Source organism: Marinibactrum halimedae (genome assembly GCF_021234875.1).
GTDB classification, from domain to species: domain Bacteria; phylum Pseudomonadota; class Gammaproteobacteria; order Pseudomonadales; family Cellvibrionaceae; genus Marinibactrum; species Marinibactrum halimedae.
In genome coordinates this window covers 58828-77174 of sequence record NZ_JAJQVM010000011.1, presented here as the reverse complement: position 1 = coordinate 77174, position 18347 = coordinate 58828, and the positions used below count along the sequence as shown (strand labels likewise).

Sequence of the window (18347 nt, the reverse complement as noted above, 5' to 3'; positions counted from 1 at the left end):
GAGTTAAACGAGGCACTCTCATGAATAAAGAAATTTTGCTGGTAGCTGATGCGGTTTCTAATGAAAAGGGCGTGAGTAAAGAGCTTATTTTCGAAGCCATTGAATTGGCGTTAGCAACTGCGACTAAGAAACGATATGACGAAGACTCCAGTATCCGTGTAGTCATCGACAGACGATCTGGTGATTACGAGACCTTTCGTAAGTGGGAGGTGGTGGATGACGATACTTTGGCTGAATTGGGAACACAGTTCACCCTTGAAGAAGCCCACGAGAAAGACGAATCGCTCGTTGCGGGTGATATTTATGAGGAGCAAGTTGAAAATGTTGAGTTTGGTCGTATTGCGGCACAAACTGCTAAACAGGTAATTGTTCAGAAGGTTCGTGAGGCGGAGCGAGCTCAAGTTGTTGAAGAGTATCGTGATAAACTCCACCAACTTATAAGCGGAACAGTAAAAAAAGTCACTCGAGATAACATTATTGTCGATCTTGGTAATAATGCCGAAGCGATAATGCCTCGCGATCAGTTGATTGGCCGTGAGATTTTCCGTATGGGTGATCGTATTAGAGCAATTCTTCTGGATATTAGAACAGAGTCCAGAGGGCCTCAGTTATTATTGAGCCGCTCTTGTCCCCAAATGCTAATTGAGCTTTTTAAAATAGAAGTCCCAGAGATTGCGGAACAGGTTATTGAGCTGCGCGCAGCGGCTCGTGATCCTGGTTCAAGAGCCAAAATCGCTGTGAGCACCAATGATGGACGTATCGATCCGGTTGGAGCATGTGTAGGGATGAGGGGCTCTAGAGTGCAGGCGGTGTCCAATGAACTTGGTAATGAACGCGTTGATATCGTTCTTTGGGATGATAACCCAGCGCAGTTTGTCATCAATGCAATGGCGCCAGCAGAGATTGAGTCCATTGTAGTGGATGAAGATGCTCACTCAATGGATGTCGCTGTGCAAACGGACAACTTGGCTCAAGCTATCGGTCGTGGTGGTCAAAATGTACGCCTCGCATGTGAGTTGACCGGCTGGGACATCAATGTAATGAGCTTGGAAGATTGGCAAAGTAAGCAACAGGAAGAAGCGGGTAACTACATGGAAGTCTTCATGGAGGCACTGGATGTCGATGAAGAGGTCTCTAGTGTGCTCGTTGAGGAAGGTTTTACTTCGTTAGAAGAAATTGCCTACGTTCCATTGGATGAAATGCTTTCAATTGAAGGGTTTGATGAAGATATTGCCGAAGAATTGAGAGCAAGAGCAAAAGATGCGCTATTGACCCAAGCATTAGCGTCGGAGGAAAAACTCGATAACTCTGAACCAAACGAAGATTTATTGAACATGGATGGCATGGATAAGCACCTAGCTTATCAGTTGGCAAGTCGAGGCGTTGTCAGTATGGATGATTTGGCGGAATTATCAGTAGACGAACTCCTTGATATTGATGGTATGAATGAAGAGCGTGCTGCGGCTTTAATTATGAAAGCTCGAGAGCCTTGGTTTGCTGATCAAAATGGCGCGCAAGATTAATCACTGAGGAAACATAATGGCCGAAGTAACTGTAAGTGAACTCGCCAAATCGGTAGGCGCCTCGGTTGAGCGCCTTTTAAAACAGATGAAAGAGGCTGGTATCGAACACACGTCCGCTGAGGCCGTTGTATCTGATGATGAAAAACAAGCTCTTCTAGCTTTCTTGAAAAGTAGCCATGGGGAGGAAGTTGTTACCCCAAAGAAAATCACGTTGAAGCGAAAGACAACCACAACGCTAAAAACCAGTGGTCGAAAAACGGTTAATGTAGAGGTTCGAAAGAAGCGAACTTATGTCAAACGTGATGTTCAGACCGAAGATGAGGCTTTACAAGAAGGTGTTGATCAAGCCCCAGAATCTCAAGAAGAATTGAAGTCTGAGGAGCTGGCTGCAGCAGTTCATAGCGTTTCTGAAACAACAGAACAACCTGATTCAGTTATCGAGGGCTCTGTAGTGTCGGAATCGGATACACTAATCGAGGTTCAAGCCTCTTTGAATGAAACTGAAGTGGCAAACGAGACTTCGGAGATTCAGCAAGGAGATCCAGGGAATTCGACTGATAAGTTAGTTGATGAAGGTGCTAATTCACTAGAAGAGGCTCAATCTGATGACGCATCAAGTGACACAGAGAGTGTGACAGAGGTTACTACTTCGCCTGAGCCTATCAGTTCTACTTTTGTGGATGATGCGGAAGAGCGAAGAATTGCAGCAATGAAGGCTCGTCGTGAGGAAGAAGCTAGAAAGGCCCGCGAATTAGAAGAAGCTCAAGCGAAGAAGCAAAAGGAAAAAGAAGAAACGGAGGCTCGCACAAAACCGAAATCTTCGAAGGCCAGTACGGATAATGTTGCAACAGAAGTAGAAGCGGCCAAGCCGTCAAAGTATAGATCTCAAGATGACTTTGATGATGAGGAAGATGCTAAGAAACACGTTAAAAAAGCAGGCAAAGCACCACCACGTGCGAAAAATTCAGGTCCCAAAAAGAGCAATAAAAAAGTATTGCTTAACTACGAAGATGATGATTTAGATGATGCTGAATCAGCTCGTCAGCGTCGTCGCTCTCGATCTTCAGCGAAAATGGCCAATAAACATGGCTTTAAGAAACCAACGGCGAAAATAGTGCACGAAGTTGAAATTGGAGAAACGATAGTTGTTTCTGATCTCGCACAGAAAATGTCTGTCAAAGGTGTTGAGATCGTTAAACTCTTAATGAAGATGGGAACGATGGTGACCATCAATCAATCCATAGATCGAGATACGGCTCAGTTGGTCGTCGAAGATCTGGGGCATACTGTGAAGTTTGTGAGCGAGAACCAAATTGAAGAAGATTTGGTCGATTCCGCAACAAAGCAGGAAGGGGAAACAGTCTCTCGTGCACCTGTGGTCACCGTAATGGGACATGTGGATCATGGTAAAACGTCTTTGCTGGATTATATCCGTCAAGCAAAAGTGGCATCCGGTGAAGCTGGTGGTATTACTCAGCATATTGGTGCTTATCGGGTCAAAACGGGCCAAGGTGAAATTACCTTTTTGGATACACCGGGCCACGCAGCCTTCACGGCTATGCGTGCACGAGGAGCACAATGTACGGACGTTGTCATCCTAGTTGTTGCCGCTGACGATGGTGTTATGCCACAAACTCGAGAAGCAGTAGAGCACGCAAGAGCAGCAGGTGTTCCTTTAGTTGTAGCAGTGAATAAAATTGATAAAGAGTCAGCGGATCCAGATCGCGTGAGAAATGAACTTAGTGTACTTGAGGTCATTCCAGAAGATTGGGGTGGCGATACTCAGTTTGTCAATGTTTCTGCGCATTCTGGAGAGGGTATCGATGAGCTATTAGAGGCTGTTTCTCTGCAAGCAGAACTTCTAGAGCTTACCGCACAAGCTAAGGTTGCCGCACGAGGTGTGGTGATTGAATCTCGGATGGAAAAAGGTCGAGGTGTTGTTGCTACCGTACTGGTTCAGGAAGGTGAGTTGAATAAAGGCGATATTTTGCTTGCAGGACAAAGCTTCGGTCGAGTTCGTGCGATGACGAACGAGTTTGGTAAGCAGGTTGCTGAAGCAGGGGCTTCTACTCCTGTTGAAATCTTAGGATTGGATAATCCACCCAATGCCGGTGATGACTTTTTGGTAGTACCGGATGAGCGTAAGGCCCGTGAGGTTGCAGAGTTTAGAGCGGATCGTGAGCGTCAAGACCGAATGCAACGTCAGCAGGCGGCTAAACTTGAGAATATGTTTGCAAATATCGGAGGGGATGAGCAAAAGATTCTCCCAGTAGTATTGAAAGCAGATGTTCGAGGTTCTCTGGAAGCTATTACTGTGGCCTTGATGGACATTGGTAATGAAGAGGTTCAAGTCAATATTGTCTCATCAGGTATTGGTGGCATTACTGATAATGATGTAAATCTTGCCATGACTTCGAATGCGATCATTATTGGTTTTAATGTTCGTGCTGCGGCTTCTACTCGTCAATTGGCAGAAGGTGAGTCGGTCGAGATTCGCTATTACAGCATCATTTATCAATTACTGGATGAAGTTAAATCGGCACTGGCGGGAATGCTTGCACCCGAGCGGGTTGAAGAGATTGTCGGTATTGCGGATGTTCGAGAAGTCTTCCGTTCACCGAAATTCGGTCAGGTTGCTGGGTGTATGGTGACCGAAGGAACTGTCTATCGTAGTAAGCCTATCCGTGTTTTACGAGACAACGTTGTGATCTTTGAAGGGGAATTGGAGTCACTTCGCCGTTTTAAAGATGATGTGAATGACGTTCGTAATGGTATGGAATGTGGTATTGGTGTTAAAGATTACGACGTTAAAGTTGGTGATCAAATTGAAGTCTATGATGTGAAAGAGGTAGCTCGCGAGCTCTAATTCAGCCTAGAGAGCGCGTAAATGCCTCATTGACAAAATATTCAAAGTTAGAGAGTTGGCGCACATTCGTGCGCCTTTTTGAGTTTAAGCGTATGGCTAAAGATTTTAATCGTACGGATCGTATCTCTGATGCGATGCAGCGTATTTTGGCCCAAGCGATGCAGCAAGAGATTCGTGATCCTCGCATCGGAATGGTCAATATTAATGATGTCTCGGTTACACGAGATCTATCCCTTGCGAAGGTTTATGTTACCTTTGTTGGAAAAGAGTCTGATCTTGAATGTCATCAAGCGGAAAAAGCTTTGAATAAAGCTTCTGGTTTTTTGCGGAGTATCGTCGCTAAAGAGCTCGATTTGCGCATCACACCACGATTGCAGTTTTTATATGATAAAACCAGTATCCGGGGTCAAGAACTTTCAAGTTTGATTGATCGGGCGGTAAAGGCAGACAAAAATCATCAATCTTCAGATGAAGACTAATATACATACTTAATGTACATTAAGTGAAATGCTAGGCAGTTTTCAAAGGTTATTTAAAAACTGTTATTAACCTCGTGAGTAGGATTTATTTTGGCACCACGTCGAGCAAAAGGCCGTTCGGTAAACGGTGTTCTTGTACTGAATAAACCCTTGGGTTTATCGTCCAATCAGGCGCTTCAGCGTGTTAAACGTCTGTTTAATGCGGCAAAGGCAGGGCATACCGGGGCGTTAGACCCATTGGCGACAGGAGTTTTACCTCTCTGTTTTGGTGAAGCGACGAAGTTTTCTCAATTTTTACTGGATTCAGATAAGCGCTATAAAAGCACTTTTGTCTTGGGGCGGATGACTGATAGTGGTGATTGTGATGGCGAAGTGATCAATGAAGTTGGTGCTTCAAATATCACAAGGGAGTCGGTTGAGTCCGCAATGATGTCTTTTCGGGGAGGTATTGATCAAGTCCCACCGATGCACTCTGCTTTGAAGCACAATGGAGTCCCCCTTTACAAACTTGCTCGTAAAGGTGAGACGATTGAAAGAAAGCCCAGACATGTGGAAATTCATCGATTCGAGCTGTTGTCATTTATTCCTGGTCAATACCCAGAGTTAGTTGTGGATATTCATTGCAGTAAAGGAACATATGTGCGCTCCTTGGCCACAGATTTAGGAGCTGCATTAGGGGTTGGCGGTATGGTGACGGAGTTACACCGCACTGGCGCGGGCAAATTTCTAGAGGCAGATGCAGTGGCATTGGAGGACTTAGAGCGGTTAGCAGAAGAAAAAGGTGAAGAGGCTCTGGACGCACTACTACACTCAGTGGATTCTCCTGTTTCTGATTTTCCAAAAGTAACACTGGATACTGCTTCTTCTCACTATTTCCATCAGGGACAGGCGGTAACCTGTTCTAAGGCCTATCGTCTAACTGTTGAAGGTGGTATGGTGCGCGTCTTTAATCATTGTGATGATTTTTTGGGCGTTGCCGTTTTGAAAAACGATGGCCAAATTACACCAAAAAGGCTAGTAGTACAGTAAGGCTAGTAGTTCAATAAGGTTAGTCATTCAGCCTTCAAAGAGGCTGTGGATAAAATTTTTATTATTTGTCGATACTATTCGTCAACTAAATGAATTAGCCCTTAAGGGTTGAGAGACCTGTCTGTAAATATGCGCGGGCAGGCCAATTTAACGACACTCCAAGATTTGACCGATATATGTGTCAACGCAATAGAGTGTCTATGGCATATTAATTTTTATTTGAGGAAATACATATGGCACTTAGTGCACAAGAAAAAGCTGAAATTATCAAAGACAACGCACAAGCTGAAGGCGACACTGGCTCTCCAGAGGTTCAAGTTGCTTTGTTGACTGCGAATATTAATAAGCTTCAAGGTCACTTTTCTTCCAACAAGCAAGACCACCATTCACGTCGCGGCTTGATCCGTATGGTTAATCAGCGTCGTAAATTGCTTGATTACTTGAAAGGCAAAGATTTAAGCCGCTATGCCGCTCTCATTAAAAAGCTCGGCCTGCGTCGATAAGCTTTACTCTCTGTGCCCGCTTATGCGGGCACATTTTTATTCAGAATTTTTTCGTCTGCGGTGCGCTGCTAAACTAATGGTGCATCAAATAACGTGAAAGTAGAAAAAAACCTTAACATAAGGATATTGTCGTGAATCCTGTCATAAAAACATTCCAATACGGCAATGACACCGTTACTTTAGAAACCGGTCGTATCGCTCGGCAAGCTACAGGCTCGGTGCTTGTTAATATTGGCGAAACTTCCGTTTTATGTACTGTCGTAGCAGCAAAAGAGGCGGCAGAAGGTCAAAGTTTCTTCCCTCTCTCTGTACATTATCAAGAAAAGGCTTATGCAGCGGGTAAAATCCCCGGTGGATTTTTAAAGCGAGAAGGTCGGCCTAGCGAAAAGGAAACCCTGACTTCTCGATTAATCGATCGCCCAATTCGCCCATTATTCCCAAATGGCTTCATGAATGAAGTGCAAGTGGTTTGCACCGTTATTTCTTCAGATAAAGATGTCGATCCAGACATCGCTTCAATGATTGGTACATCTGCGGCTCTTGCTATCTCTGGTATTCCATTTGCCGGTCCTATTGGTGCGGCTCGTGTTGGTTATACTCAAGCGGATGGTTATTTATTGAACCCTGGTTACAAAGCGACGGCTGGTTCAGAGCTCGATATGGTGGTTGCCGGCACGCAAGATGCGGTTTTGATGGTAGAGTCAGAAGCCAATGAGCTACCTGAAGACATCATGTTGGGAGCGGTATTGTTTGCTCACCAAGAATTGCAGGCTGTTATCCAAGGGGTGACTGAGTTTGCGAAAGATGCTGCCAAACCCGCCTGGGAATGGACACCGCCTGCTGAAAATATTGCAGTAAAAGAGGCGGTAATGTCGGCTTTTGCTGAGGAGATTAAATCGGCATATAAAATTACCGATAAAAAAGCCCGTTACGACCAGTTGGACGTCTTGCGCAGTACAGCCGTTGAGAAATTAGTAACGGAAGAAAGTGGTTTTTCTAGTGATGATGTAAAAGCAGCATTTGGGAAGCTTGAAAAGAATACCGTTCGTGCCGCAGTCGTTGCTGGCGAGCCACGTATTGATGGTCGCGATAACAAAACCGTGCGTCCTATTGCGGTTGAAGTGGGTGTTTTACCTAAAGCTCATGGCTCTGCATTATTTACCCGTGGTGAAACTCAAGCCTTGGTGGTGTCTACACTAGGCTCAAGCCGTGACTCACAAATTATCGATGCATTGGAGGGTGAGCGTCGTGATCACTTCATGCTTCACTATAATTTCCCTCCCTATTCCGTTGGAGAGGCCGGGCGTATGGGAGCCACTGGCCGTCGCGAGATTGGTCATGGACGTTTAGCGCGTCGTGGTGTTGCAGCGGTACTTCCTACCGAAGAAGACTTTCCTTATGCCATGCGTGTGGTCAGCGAGATTACCGAATCCAATGGTTCAAGCTCCATGGCATCCGTTTGTGGTTCCAGTCTTGCCTTAATGGATGCCGGCGTGCCGCTTAAAGCACCAGTGGCTGGCATTGCAATGGGCTTGGTGAAAGAAGACAGTGGTTTCGCGGTATTGACTGATATCTTGGGTGATGAAGATCACTTAGGGGATATGGACTTTAAAGTTGCGGGTACAGCCACTGGTATTACCGCACTGCAAATGGATATCAAGATTGAGGGTATTACAGAAGAGATCATGGAGATCGCTTTGGAGCAGGCGTTAAGTGCTCGCTTGCATATCTTGGCTGAAATGAACAAGGTCATTTCGACCAACCGTGAGTCAGTGGCGGACAATGCCCCTCGCATTGAAACGTTGAAAGTTCATCCAGATAAGATTCGTGACATTATCGGTAAAGGTGGTGCAACCATTCGCTCGATTACAGAAGAAACGGGTGCATCTATTGATATCGACGATGACGGTACCGTTAAAATCTATGGTGAAGGTGATTCTCTCACTGCTGCCGTAGACAGAGTAATGGAAATTACTGCTGAAGCTGAAATCGGTGAGACTTATAAAGGTAAGGTTGTTCGCATCGTAGATTTTGGTGCGTTTGTTAACTTCTTGCCAGGCAAAGATGGTTTGGTTCATATCTCTCAAATTGCTCATGAGCGAGTGAATAACGTTTCTGATTACCTTAAAGAAGGTCAAGAGGTTGACGTTAAGTGCTTGGATGTGGATCAACGAGGGCGTATTAAGCTTTCTATTAAAGAAACGCTTGAAAAACCTGCTCCAAAAGAGCCAGCACAAGAAGATACGAATAACGAACCATCGTAATGGATGGTTGAGTTAGCACTTTTTGAGCATCAAAAACCGCCGATAAGGCGGTTTTTTTGTTCTAGGCTAGTCGTAATGACTCTGAGTTGATGAGTGATGGATTTTTGGTGATAAGTCTTTGATAGTAGGTACTTGGTCAAATGAAAAAATGGTGTTTGCTGATATTGATGTGTTCTAGTCCGTCGGTTTTTGCTTGGGGCCCTGTTGGGCATTCGTTAGTGTGCGAAATTGCGTGGAGCACATTAACGGAGCCAACTAAGCAATGGGTTTTACCGATAGTGCAATCGAAAGGCTATGATTCTCTGGCGGACGCTTGTAATTGGGCTGATGAAATACGACGAGAGCCACAATATAAACACCTGTCTCCTATGCATTATGTGAATGTTTCAAAGGCGGCGTCGGATTTTAATGAGGAGACAGTACTCTGTGGCCCCAAGTCTTGCGTTATAGAGGCGATTTCAACCTACCAAGGTTATTTAGCTGCAAAAGAGGGGTCGCAAGCAGAAGCGTTATTATTATTGGGCCATTTCGTTGGTGATATTCATCAGCCATTACATACAGGTTATAAAGAAGACCGTGGAGGTAATGACATCCTGCAGTCTTTTAAAGGCAGAAAGTCCCTGAGGCTTCATTATGTTTGGGATGTCAGCCTTTTGGAAGAATCGGGAGTTCATGATTATCGCAAGACCTCTAAGGAATTTATGTCCAAAGTAACTCGAAAAGAGAAAGATAAGTGGACAGCTGATTTGTCCCCAATGTCTTGGGCGGAAGAATCTCACCAGTGGTTATTAGAGGCTTATGAGGTGGAAAAGAGTGACCGTCCCCAAATTGACCAGTCTTACATAGATCGATTTGCCCCTGTAGTCCATGAACGGATATTAGCTGCTGGATTGCGTTTGGGGGAAATATTGAATCGGTTGACGTTGCAGAGGCAGAGTATTGAGAAAGCGCATCCCGTTAAAAAGACAACCGATCCATGAGTGAGTCACCACCAAGTTTGAGGTGTTTGACTTGGTGGAAAAGACCGATGAGGTGAATTAATACCTAATACAAAAGGTAATTAGCAGAAAATATGCTCTTCAGCTGGGAATATTTCGTTTCGAGTATCATCTGCATACTTTTTTAGGGCACCGGGAATGGAAGCGGTTTCCACCAAAAAGTTTTTAGAGAATTTAGGCGGGCGCTCGGTCAGGCCCAGAATGTCATTGATCACCAATACTTGAGCGTCTGTGTCTTTTCCTGCACCAATACCGATGACTGGCATAGAGACTGATTCGGTTATTTTCTTGGCGAGTTCTACCGGTACGCACTCCAGAACTAGAAGGTCTGCACCAGATTGGTCAAGCAGTTTGGCGTCTTGTAGAATAGACTCTGCTTGGCTTTTTGTTCTTCCTTGTACACGAAACCCACCGAATTTATTCACAGATTGTGGCGTGAGCCCTAAATGAGCGCAAACGGGTATCCCTCGGTCTGCAAGCATATTTACGGTTGGTGCAAGCCAAGCCCCTCCCTCTAGTTTCACCATATGGGCACCGGCTTGCATGATTTTTGTGGCATTTGCCATGGCTAATTCTGGTGTTGAATAACTCATAAAGGGCATGTCGCCCATAATCAGCGACATAGTGTTACCACGACTTACCGCTTCAACATGATAGAGCATGTGCTCCATGGTGACAGGCACCGTACTGTCGAAACCCAATACAGTCATACCAAGACTGTCCCCTACGAGTAGCAATTCTATGCCTGTTTTTTGCGCCATTGCGGCCATTGGTGCGTCATACAAGGCAACGGTAACGAACTTTCGCTTTTCCAGCTTCATTTTGCGTAGTGTATTAATGGTGATAGGTTTCGTCAGAGCTGATTCGGTAGAAGGCGTTCCGTAAGGCATAAGTGATTCCGTCAAATTCAGGCTGGTTAGCTTTGAAAAAGTTAAACTCAGTATAGTGTGGGGTTAGATGTCACAAGGTATTGGTGACAATAATGGCGAGTATTGTACTCTGCTAATATTCGTGTGCCAAAAATGAAGCTGGATTCTTTTGTGGGATGTAATTGTGGTGTAGTACTTAATCGTAACCAGTCGCTAATTGTAGTGAATTATAGCCTCTAGTGTTGGTCGAGTTTCCAGAGTCCGCACAAGGTCAGCTCAGAAGTCAGGGTGTTTAGTGGTTCACCATTGGGCAATACTAATTTGGGGGCTATGTCGAAAAGAGGGAAAACCACAAAGTTTCGTTTATCCAGTTGCGGATGGGGGATGGATAGCCTGGGAAGATCAATGGTGTGATCACCATAAAGTAAAATATCTAAATCTAATGTGCGGGCCCCCCAACGTTGTAAACGAACTCTTCCATGCTGATGTTCGATGTTTTGTAGTGCATCCAGAAGCTCAATGGGGGAAAGGCAGGTACTCAATTGAGCAACGCCGTTGACATAATCTGGTTGATCGCCGGGGCCGATGGCATTGCTGCCATACCAGTGCGATATCTGAATAACCCGTGACTTGGGAAGTGTATTCAATGCGTCGCAAGCAGACGTTACCTGGGCAAGGGGGTCTTCTAAGTTACTGCCAATACCAATATAGGCGTGGACTTCATCAGTGTTATCCGGCTTGAGCTTATCTGCTTTCACGCACTTAATACCTATACATTTTTACTTATCGATTGTTCTTCATTAAACCCTGTTCAATCGGGTTATGGATTTTCCGAAGATTGTTCGGAATGAGTGTGGGAGCCACTGGGTTTACGCTTACGGGAACGGCGGCGTGGCGCTCGCCGAGATTTCCCTTTACCGTGTTGGTCGTTGGCCATTTTCTCACGAGACACTTCATCGGCATTTTGATATTCCGTCCACCATTGAGCGAGTCCATTGGTTTCTTCTCCAGATTCTTCTCTCAGCAATAAAAAGTCGTAAGCGGCTCTAAATTTGGGGTGTTCAAAAGTCCGTAATGCTCGATGACCTGCCCTTTTGGGTAAGCGCAGTTGTAAATCCCAAATATCTCTTACGGTCATCGTGAAGCGTTTAGGAATGCTGATGCGGGTCAATTGTCGGCTAATGACTTGCTGAGAAGCCTGTTGAAGCGCTTGGGAAGGCGTATTCCCTTCTTGTTCAAGTTGTTTTTGAGTGTGTTGGACCTCTGGCCACATGAGTACAGCAAAGATGAACGCCGGAGTGACTCGTTTATCTGCCTGAATTCGTCTATCGGTATTCACCATTGCCCGTCGGAAAAACTCTTTAGCAATAGGGTGGCTGTCTATGTGTTCAGCACTTCCAGGAAAGAGGTATTGGAATAAATTGTACTGACATAAACCAAGGTAGGTGGATAAAGCGTGGCCAGACATGAACAATTTCAGACTTTCGTCCCAAAGGCGGGCAGAAGGGATATCGTTGAGGAGGTGGCCAAGTTCGGGGATGGGTTGAGCGGTATTGGGCTCGATTGTGAAATCCAGTTTTGCCGCAAATCGTACGGCTCGTAATAATCGAACCGGGTCTTCTTGAAAACGGACTGTGGGCTCGCCAATCATACGAATTTGACGGTGCTCTATGTCTTTTAAACCGCCGGTATAATCGTAAATACAAAAATCTTCATTGGTGTAGTAGAGCGCATTCACCGTAAAGTCGCGTCGCATGGCATCACTGTGAATATCCCCATACACATTGTCTCGCAGCAACATGCCGCTTTCGTTTTGTTGAGCTTCTTTGCGGTTTTTGGCCTCTTCGTGGCTGGCTCTGAACGTTGTCACTTCAATTACTTCACGACCGAATCGAACATGCACAATACGAAAGCGTCGGCCAATAATCCGTGAATTACGAAAAAGCCGTTTTACTTGCTCAGGGGTTGCGTTGGTGGCGACATCGAAATCTTTGGGCTTCCCTCCAAGCAGTACGTCTCGTACGCCTCCGCCAACCAAATAGGCTTGATAATTCCCCTCATGCAGTCGTTTCATGACCTTTAATGCACTTTGGCTAATATCGCGACGGGACACATTGTGCTCATCCCTCGGGACAATGTGCATTTTGGTAGCTTGGGGTATGGGCGACTTTGGTGAGATGAATTTGAGTAGGCGTTTAAGCATTAGTATCTTAAATAGAAGAAAATTGTGATTAGTAAAGGTCAAAGTCTACCATGGCGTAGATAAAGGTGGAATTTCAGTCATTGCTAAAAATACGATATGGGCATCGATTTAACAGTCAAAGTAACTGGAAGAGGGTATTTTGAGATGACTAAATGGAGGGCAAATTTCAGGCAAAGCAAAACGGAGAAGTAGATTTATACTCCCCCGTTGGAACTCGTGTTTCCCAACTGTTTAAAATTTCGCCGGCTTCCTTGCAGCTTATTATTTGCTACTCAGCAAATTCTTTCCAAGATCCAAGTCAGTTTGTCGCTATTTATTATTTGTAGTTTTGTTTCTTTCTTTTATTTTTATTTATTGTTGTTATGTGTTTTAGTTTTTACGCTTTAATTATTATTTATTGTTGTTATTGAAAGTTTATTCTTTTTATTATTTGTTGTTGTTATGTTGCTCTATGTAATGCAGGTGGTATGCCAATATTAAAAAATCTTTTTAAATCAATGGCTTACATTAAATTCCGACCTTGCTTATACAAAAAAGCTATTTAGTTTCGTTACCGATTATCCCGGTGGATGTTACGTTTTAAACGTGTAGGTAACACTTTACTCCTGGTAACGGTAAATGAGATGGGCAGTAACAGATATGACAATCGTTAAAATAGGTCGATCTTTAATCGAATAAACCAAAAAGATAACGATGAAAAAGCGAAATAATGAAGGCTTTTAATGACTATAGAATTTTGACTTGATTGATTTTTGAGCTGAATTTGCGTGCGCATATTGAAATGAAGGCATTATCGGTGCCGTTTGAGTGGCTAGTATGGATGACAAATAATGCCGTTATGTAATTAACTTTCACTTTGCAGTAGAAAGCGTCTTTTTTCTCTCTATTCCTAATTTTTGGCGTCTTTCCCACAGGCATTTACGACTAATGCCTAGTTTGCGAGCTAACTCCGTTTCACTCATGGATTCTTGGTGCTCTAGCACGAAACGTTGGAAGTAGTCTTCCAATGAAAGATCTTCTTGAGGTTCGATGGCGGTTTTCTTAGGGGTTTGGCTTTTGGTTTCAGCGTGCTTGTAGGGGGAGTCTTCTTCAATTTCTTGATCGAGCTTGATAAGGTCTAAATCGATAGACAGTAACTCATGATCAATTTCAGTATCGTCATCACACAAAATCACCGCCCTTTGCATGGCGTTTTCCATTTCGCGGACATTACCCGGCCAATTGTAGGTGGTGATGGCTTGAATTGCTTCTGGGCTCAGCTTCAATAGAGGGCGATTCATTTGGTCGCAGAAGCGCTCCAATAATGTTTCTGCGATGGCGATAATGTCTTTTCCACGCTCTCTCAGTGGCGGCAATGTAATTTGGATAACATTTAAACGGTAATAGAGGTCTTCTCGAAACTTACCTTGTTGGCAAAGTTTGCGTAGATCTCTGTGTGTGGCTGCAACAAGGCGGACATCAACTTTTCTGGATTCAACTGAGCCAATGGGCCTCACCTCGCCTTCTTGTAACACCCTTAATAAGCGAGCCTGAGCTTCTAGGGGAAGTTCGCCGATCTCGTCGAGAAATAGTGTGCCCTTATCTGCCGCTGCAACTAGGCCTTCTCGAGTGCTGGCTGCACCGGTAAAGGCGCCTTTTTCGTGACCAAATAATTCGGACTCAATTAATGTTTCAGGAATGGCGGCACAGTTGACTGAGATGAGAGGCTGATTTGTGCGAGGGCTTTGTTGATGGATAGAGCGGGCGACCAATTCTTTCCCGGTGCCGGTTTCACCGTGAATGAGCACGGTGGCATTAGTGGGCGAGACTTTGTGAATGCGATCATAGAGCGCCCGCATGACCACGCTGGTTCCAATCATGCCGGGGATGGCTTTGTTGTTACTGCGTGTTTTGCGTCTTTCTTGTTGTGCTCGGTGTACTTGGTTTGCTTTACCGATAACACGTTTTACAGCGGCGACCATTTCATCGTGATCAAAAGGTTTGGCAATGTAATCCACCGCACCCATACGCATGGAATCTACGGCAGACCGGAGGCTGGCGTAGCTTGTCATGATAAGCACTGGCACTTCGCCAGATAATTTAATGAGGTCTGTTCCTGGAGCACCTGGGAGGCGTAGGTCGCTAATAATGAGATTAAAATCACTGAGTTGAAAACGGGATAGCGCGTCTTTTACCGAAGTGGCTTCACTAACATCGTATTTGTTGCGTTCTAACAATTTACGCAAGGCAGTACGAATAATGGCTTCATCTTCAACAATCAGTATTTTGCTCATGGCTCTCGATTAGCTGTTTGTGGGCTCAAATGGTTTCCGTAGCATTCTCTTGTGGAGACTGAAATGCATCCGAATTGAGCCGGCTGGGTAGTCGAATGATAAAACGAGCACCTTTTTGGGTGTCAGGATCAGCAGGACTTTGAACATCAATACTGCCTCCATGCTCACTGATGATACTGTAAACCATCGCTAAGCCCAACCCTGTGCCTTCTCCTGGATCTTTTGTCGTAAAAAATGGCTCGATTATTTGATCAAGATGGGATGGATCTATTCCTTCACCTTCATCTGTGACCGTCACTTCGTAACCATCGAAGGCTAACTCTGATATGCCTTCTTTGGATGAGGTGTCTAAAGTTTGAGATACATGTGACTCAATAAAAACGTGGCCGTCTTGTTCACTGGCATCTCGTGCGTTAGCCAATAGATTAACAAATACTTGTATTAATCGTTGACTATCCCCTTCCACAATGGCGTCTTCTTCGACCAAATTCACAAATTCCACTTGGGTTTTGTCTTTTTGCAGCGAAAGTAATTGGATCGCTTCGTCTACGCAGGTTGTGAGGTTGACGGTTTCATGGCTGGGCTCATTTTTGGCTCCAGCGTGAGAGAAACTGACGAGAGAATGTACGATTCGGCTAATTCGATCTGTTTGTGACAGAATTTGATCTGCCGTTTCCAGCGATTCAGAGTGATGGACGTCGTACTTCAAGTTTTGGGCTAAGCAGGCGATCCCTGTGACGGGATTGCCAATTTCGTGTGCTACTCCAGCAGCAAGTCGGCCTACTGAAGCGAGTCGTTCGCTGTGGATCAGTTCTTGTTCGAGGACTTTTACTTCGGTGACATCTTCCAACAAAATGACCTGTCCATCGGCAGATTCACTGGTCGGATTGGTGATTGACGATTTATGTAAGCTGACCCAATGTGGTTTGCCAGCGAGTTCAATTTGTTGGGAATGTAAATGGCTCAACTGGCTATCACTGAAATCGTTTAGGAGTTGGTTCCATGGCTCTGGGACATCGCCGAGGTACGAGCCAGTCACGTCAGAAGAGGCAATACCGGTTAAACGCTCCATGGCTTGGTTCCACATAAGTACTTCCAAGTCGTGCCCTAATGAGCACACTGCCATGGGCAATTCTTCCAGTGTGTTGCGATGATAAAGGCGCAGATTGTTGAGTTCGGCGGCCATTCCGGTAAGTCGATTGCGATAGCGGCCCAGTCGGGCTTCCATCAAATTGATGTCCGTGGTGTGTGTGGTTTCGGGTAAACGATAGGGCAGGTGTCGGTTAATGACTTCACTGGCTACCGCATTGCCCATCAAAGAAGACAAATTGGCTTCTAATCGATCACGCAGTCGTCTTAGGGCGTAAGGTCTGCGCTCTGAGACGCTTAAATTCAGTTCTTGTAATGCTCGATTCACCTGTTGGTCTGCGAGGGCAGCTCCGAGACTTTGGCCGAGTCGTTCGATAATTTCTTCACAACTGTGGACATCTAACACCATGCGCATGGGGTGACTGAGTTCATCTTCAGCGCAGAGTGATGCGCTGTACAGTTCTTCCGCATTTTGGGATGTTAACAGTGAGACAATCACAAACGCAGCACTGTTCACAGCCAGTGATAGCAGTGTGATGGTATGCCATGCGTCCATTCCCAATGTTATTGAACCCACGTAAGGCAATGTAATGGCGTGCCACCCTGTAATGATGGGAATCAGTAATCCCACTACCCAAATCAGACTGCCTGCGACGATACCGGTAATCAGCCCAAAACGATTCCCCTTAGACCAATAGGCAATGGCAAAGATGCCAGGCAAAAATTGCAGTGTTTCGATAAAGGCCGTGAGCGCCAAGTCAGTCAAACTTTGGTTATGGCCGAGGATGATGTAAAAGAGATAACCGGCTAAGAAAATAGCGCTGATGACCAAACGTCTGAGGCGAAGTAACTGAGTTTGCAAATCCCGTTTTGCCCCTAATCGGGAGAGAGGCAATATCCAGTGATTAATAATCATGGTGGTAATGGCAAGAGTAATCGACACCAATGCGCCGGTTGCCGCAGAAAGGCCGCCAATAAAAGCAATGAGCGTAACGGTTGGACTGCCTAAAATAAGGGGAACGCCAAGCGTAAAATACTGCACAGGTAGTGGAATAGCTTGTTCTAGCCCAGCCCATAAAATCGGGAAAATCGGCAAGGCCATTAGCATCAAAAACAACGGAAAAGCCCACGACACCATGCGCATGGATCGGGCAATGGGCACATCTACCACAGAGGCATGAAAAATGTGTGGCATCGCCACACCCGTGGCAATGAATACCAGTAAAAGTGTATGAGAAGAGGTATCTTGTATAGGGCTGTGAAGGAGTTCTAAGTTTTCTGGGTGAGCTGCCAGCCAAGCGTCCAGTTCGCCCATTCCACCAAACACACCAAAAACGGCAACCAATCCCACAATCATAAGTGCGGATAACTTAACGAGTGACTCGAAGGCCATTGCCGTCACAAGGCCGCGATGTTTGTCGTGGTTGGCTCCAAATAAAATAGTGAACAACGCTAAGACCCAGCAGAAACCCATGGCAAGTATTTCTCGAAAATTGATATTGCTACTGACGAGAGAATTAGCGGCTTTGGTATGCATCGTGAGAATGCGAAGGGTTTCTGCAACCGCTTGTATTTGCATGGCAAATAATGGCAATACGGCGGCCACTAAAAACAGGGTGGCTACTGTTCCAACGGGTTGACTGTGATAGCGAAATACCAGTAGATCTGCCAGTGAGGGGATGCGAAAGCGACGTACCAACTCTGCCAAAGGGGCTAAGGCAACGGGGGCGAATAAAAAGAGTGCGCCGGTTCCCATGTAATAGGCCAAGGCACCGTAACCATATTGAAAGGCCAAATCCACCACGCCATAGTACGCCCAAGTACTGGCAAACACACCAAGAGATAAAATATAAGTAATCGGGTGGCGTGTGATACGACTTGGAATCCAGCCACGATCCGTGGCTGAGGCAATGCCGAACATGATGGATAGGTAGCCCACCACAAGTAAGGCAATGTGGGTAATTTCAAAACTCATTGTCCGTTTTGACTCCGACCTTGGAATAAATAGGCGATAACGATGACCAATAGCCACACCAAAAAGGGGCGATACCACACACCATTAGGGCTGACCATCCAGTTGAAGACGGTTGGAGAGAACACGTAGGCCACGAGTAGCAACAGGATCAGTAATCGTTGTGTGTTGACGGTATTTTTCGGTTGCATGGAGTGTATAGCTCCCTATGGCCGGTCAGTGCGGTAATAATCGCAATAACCGATGAGTTTGTTGTTATTTAACCTTGAAATTTGCCCA

At 45.3% G+C, this 18347-nt stretch carries 13 protein-coding genes; 7 read left to right on the top strand and 6 right to left on the bottom strand.

The genetic code is table 11. The features are described 5' to 3' along the window. Positions 1 to 20 precede the first annotated feature (20 nt). The 7 genes from nusA to LU351_RS08225 all read left to right on the top strand — a co-directional run bounded on the left by nusA (position 21) and on the right by LU351_RS08225 (position 9644). On the top strand, positions 21 to 1523 hold the full coding sequence (gene nusA, locus LU351_RS08255; RefSeq protein WP_232593593.1) for a transcription termination factor NusA: 1503 nt from the start codon (positions 21 to 23) through the stop codon (positions 1521 to 1523). 16 nt (positions 1524 to 1539) lie between these two features. Beyond that, positions 1540 to 4389 carry a translation initiation factor IF-2 gene (gene infB / locus LU351_RS08250; RefSeq protein ID WP_232593592.1) on the top strand — a complete coding sequence of 950 codons (2850 nt, stop codon included), beginning with the start codon at positions 1540 to 1542 and terminating at the stop codon, positions 4387 to 4389. Between the two features lie 92 nt (positions 4390 to 4481). After that, entirely contained in the window at positions 4482 to 4868 is a 387-nt protein-coding gene (gene rbfA / locus LU351_RS08245) for a 30S ribosome-binding factor RbfA (protein ID WP_232593591.1), read from the top strand. A gap of 90 nt (positions 4869 to 4958) precedes the next feature. Continuing rightward, entirely contained in the window at positions 4959 to 5897 is a 939-nt protein-coding gene (gene truB / locus LU351_RS08240; protein ID WP_232593590.1) for a tRNA pseudouridine(55) synthase TruB, read from the top strand. Positions 5898 to 6130: 233 nt separating this feature from the next. Further along, entirely contained in the window at positions 6131 to 6400 is a 270-nt protein-coding gene (gene rpsO / locus LU351_RS08235; protein WP_232593589.1) for a 30S ribosomal protein S15, read from the top strand. A gap of 131 nt (positions 6401 to 6531) precedes the next feature. Then, the gene (pnp, locus tag LU351_RS08230; protein ID WP_232593588.1) at positions 6532 to 8664 is read left to right on the top strand and encodes a polyribonucleotide nucleotidyltransferase; all 2133 of its coding nucleotides are present in this window, start codon (positions 6532 to 6534) and stop codon (positions 8662 to 8664) included. 140 nt (positions 8665 to 8804) lie between these two features. Continuing rightward, positions 8805 to 9644, top strand: a complete 840-nt coding sequence (locus LU351_RS08225) for a S1/P1 nuclease (protein ID WP_232593587.1) — start codon at positions 8805 to 8807, stop codon at positions 9642 to 9644. A gap of 80 nt (positions 9645 to 9724) precedes the next feature. Here LU351_RS08225 and panB read toward each other — a convergent pair whose 3' ends face one another. The 6 genes from panB to LU351_RS08195 form a co-directional block, all read right to left on the bottom strand. Then, positions 9725 to 10552 (bottom strand): 3-methyl-2-oxobutanoate hydroxymethyltransferase, encoded by an 828-nt coding sequence (panB, locus tag LU351_RS08220; protein ID WP_232593586.1) that lies wholly within the window; start codon positions 10550 to 10552, stop codon positions 9725 to 9727. A gap of 215 nt (positions 10553 to 10767) precedes the next feature. After that, positions 10768 to 11289, bottom strand: coding sequence for a 2-amino-4-hydroxy-6-hydroxymethyldihydropteridine diphosphokinase (folK, locus tag LU351_RS08215; RefSeq protein WP_232593585.1), 522 nt, complete (start codon positions 11287 to 11289; stop codon positions 10768 to 10770). Positions 11290 to 11351: 62 nt separating this feature from the next. Further along, positions 11352 to 12674, bottom strand: coding sequence for a polynucleotide adenylyltransferase PcnB (gene pcnB, locus LU351_RS08210; protein WP_232593584.1), 1323 nt, complete (start codon positions 12672 to 12674; stop codon positions 11352 to 11354). Positions 12675 to 13585: 911 nt separating this feature from the next. Next, entirely contained in the window at positions 13586 to 15007 is a 1422-nt protein-coding gene (locus LU351_RS08205; RefSeq protein WP_232593583.1) for a sigma-54-dependent transcriptional regulator, read from the bottom strand. A gap of 25 nt (positions 15008 to 15032) precedes the next feature. Next, complete coding sequence (locus LU351_RS08200) at positions 15033 to 18071, bottom strand: ATP-binding protein (RefSeq protein WP_232593582.1); 3039 nt, start codon at positions 18069 to 18071, stop codon at positions 15033 to 15035. Continuing rightward, positions 18068 to 18259 (bottom strand): hypothetical protein, encoded by a 192-nt coding sequence (locus LU351_RS08195; protein WP_232593581.1) that lies wholly within the window; start codon positions 18257 to 18259, stop codon positions 18068 to 18070. The genes LU351_RS08200 and LU351_RS08195 overlap by 4 nt, the downstream gene beginning before the upstream one ends. Between the last annotated feature and the right edge of the window lie 88 nt (positions 18260 to 18347).

Coding starts and splice junctions, on each gene's coding strand:
- nusA (WP_232593593.1), top strand. CDS start 21: ATGAATAAAGAAATTTTGCTGGTAGCTGATGCGGTTTCTAATGAAAAG.
- infB (WP_232593592.1), top strand. CDS start 1,540: ATGGCCGAAGTAACTGTAAGTGAACTCGCCAAATCGGTAGGCGCCTCG.
- rbfA (WP_232593591.1), top strand. CDS start 4,482: ATGGCTAAAGATTTTAATCGTACGGATCGTATCTCTGATGCGATGCAG.
- rpsO (WP_232593589.1), top strand. CDS start 6,131: ATGGCACTTAGTGCACAAGAAAAAGCTGAAATTATCAAAGACAACGCA.
- LU351_RS08225 (WP_232593587.1), top strand. CDS start 8,805: ATGAAAAAATGGTGTTTGCTGATATTGATGTGTTCTAGTCCGTCGGTT.
- panB (WP_232593586.1), bottom strand. CDS start 10,552: ATGCCTTACGGAACGCCTTCTACCGAATCAGCTCTGACGAAACCTATC.
- pcnB (WP_232593584.1), bottom strand. CDS start 12,674: ATGCACATTGTCCCGAGGGATGAGCACAATGTGTCCCGTCGCGATATT.
- LU351_RS08205 (WP_232593583.1), bottom strand. CDS start 15,007: ATGAGCAAAATACTGATTGTTGAAGATGAAGCCATTATTCGTACTGCC.
- LU351_RS08200 (WP_232593582.1), bottom strand. CDS start 18,071: ATGAGTTTTGAAATTACCCACATTGCCTTACTTGTGGTGGGCTACCTA.
- LU351_RS08195 (WP_232593581.1), bottom strand. CDS start 18,259: ATGCAACCGAAAAATACCGTCAACACACAACGATTACTGATCCTGTTG.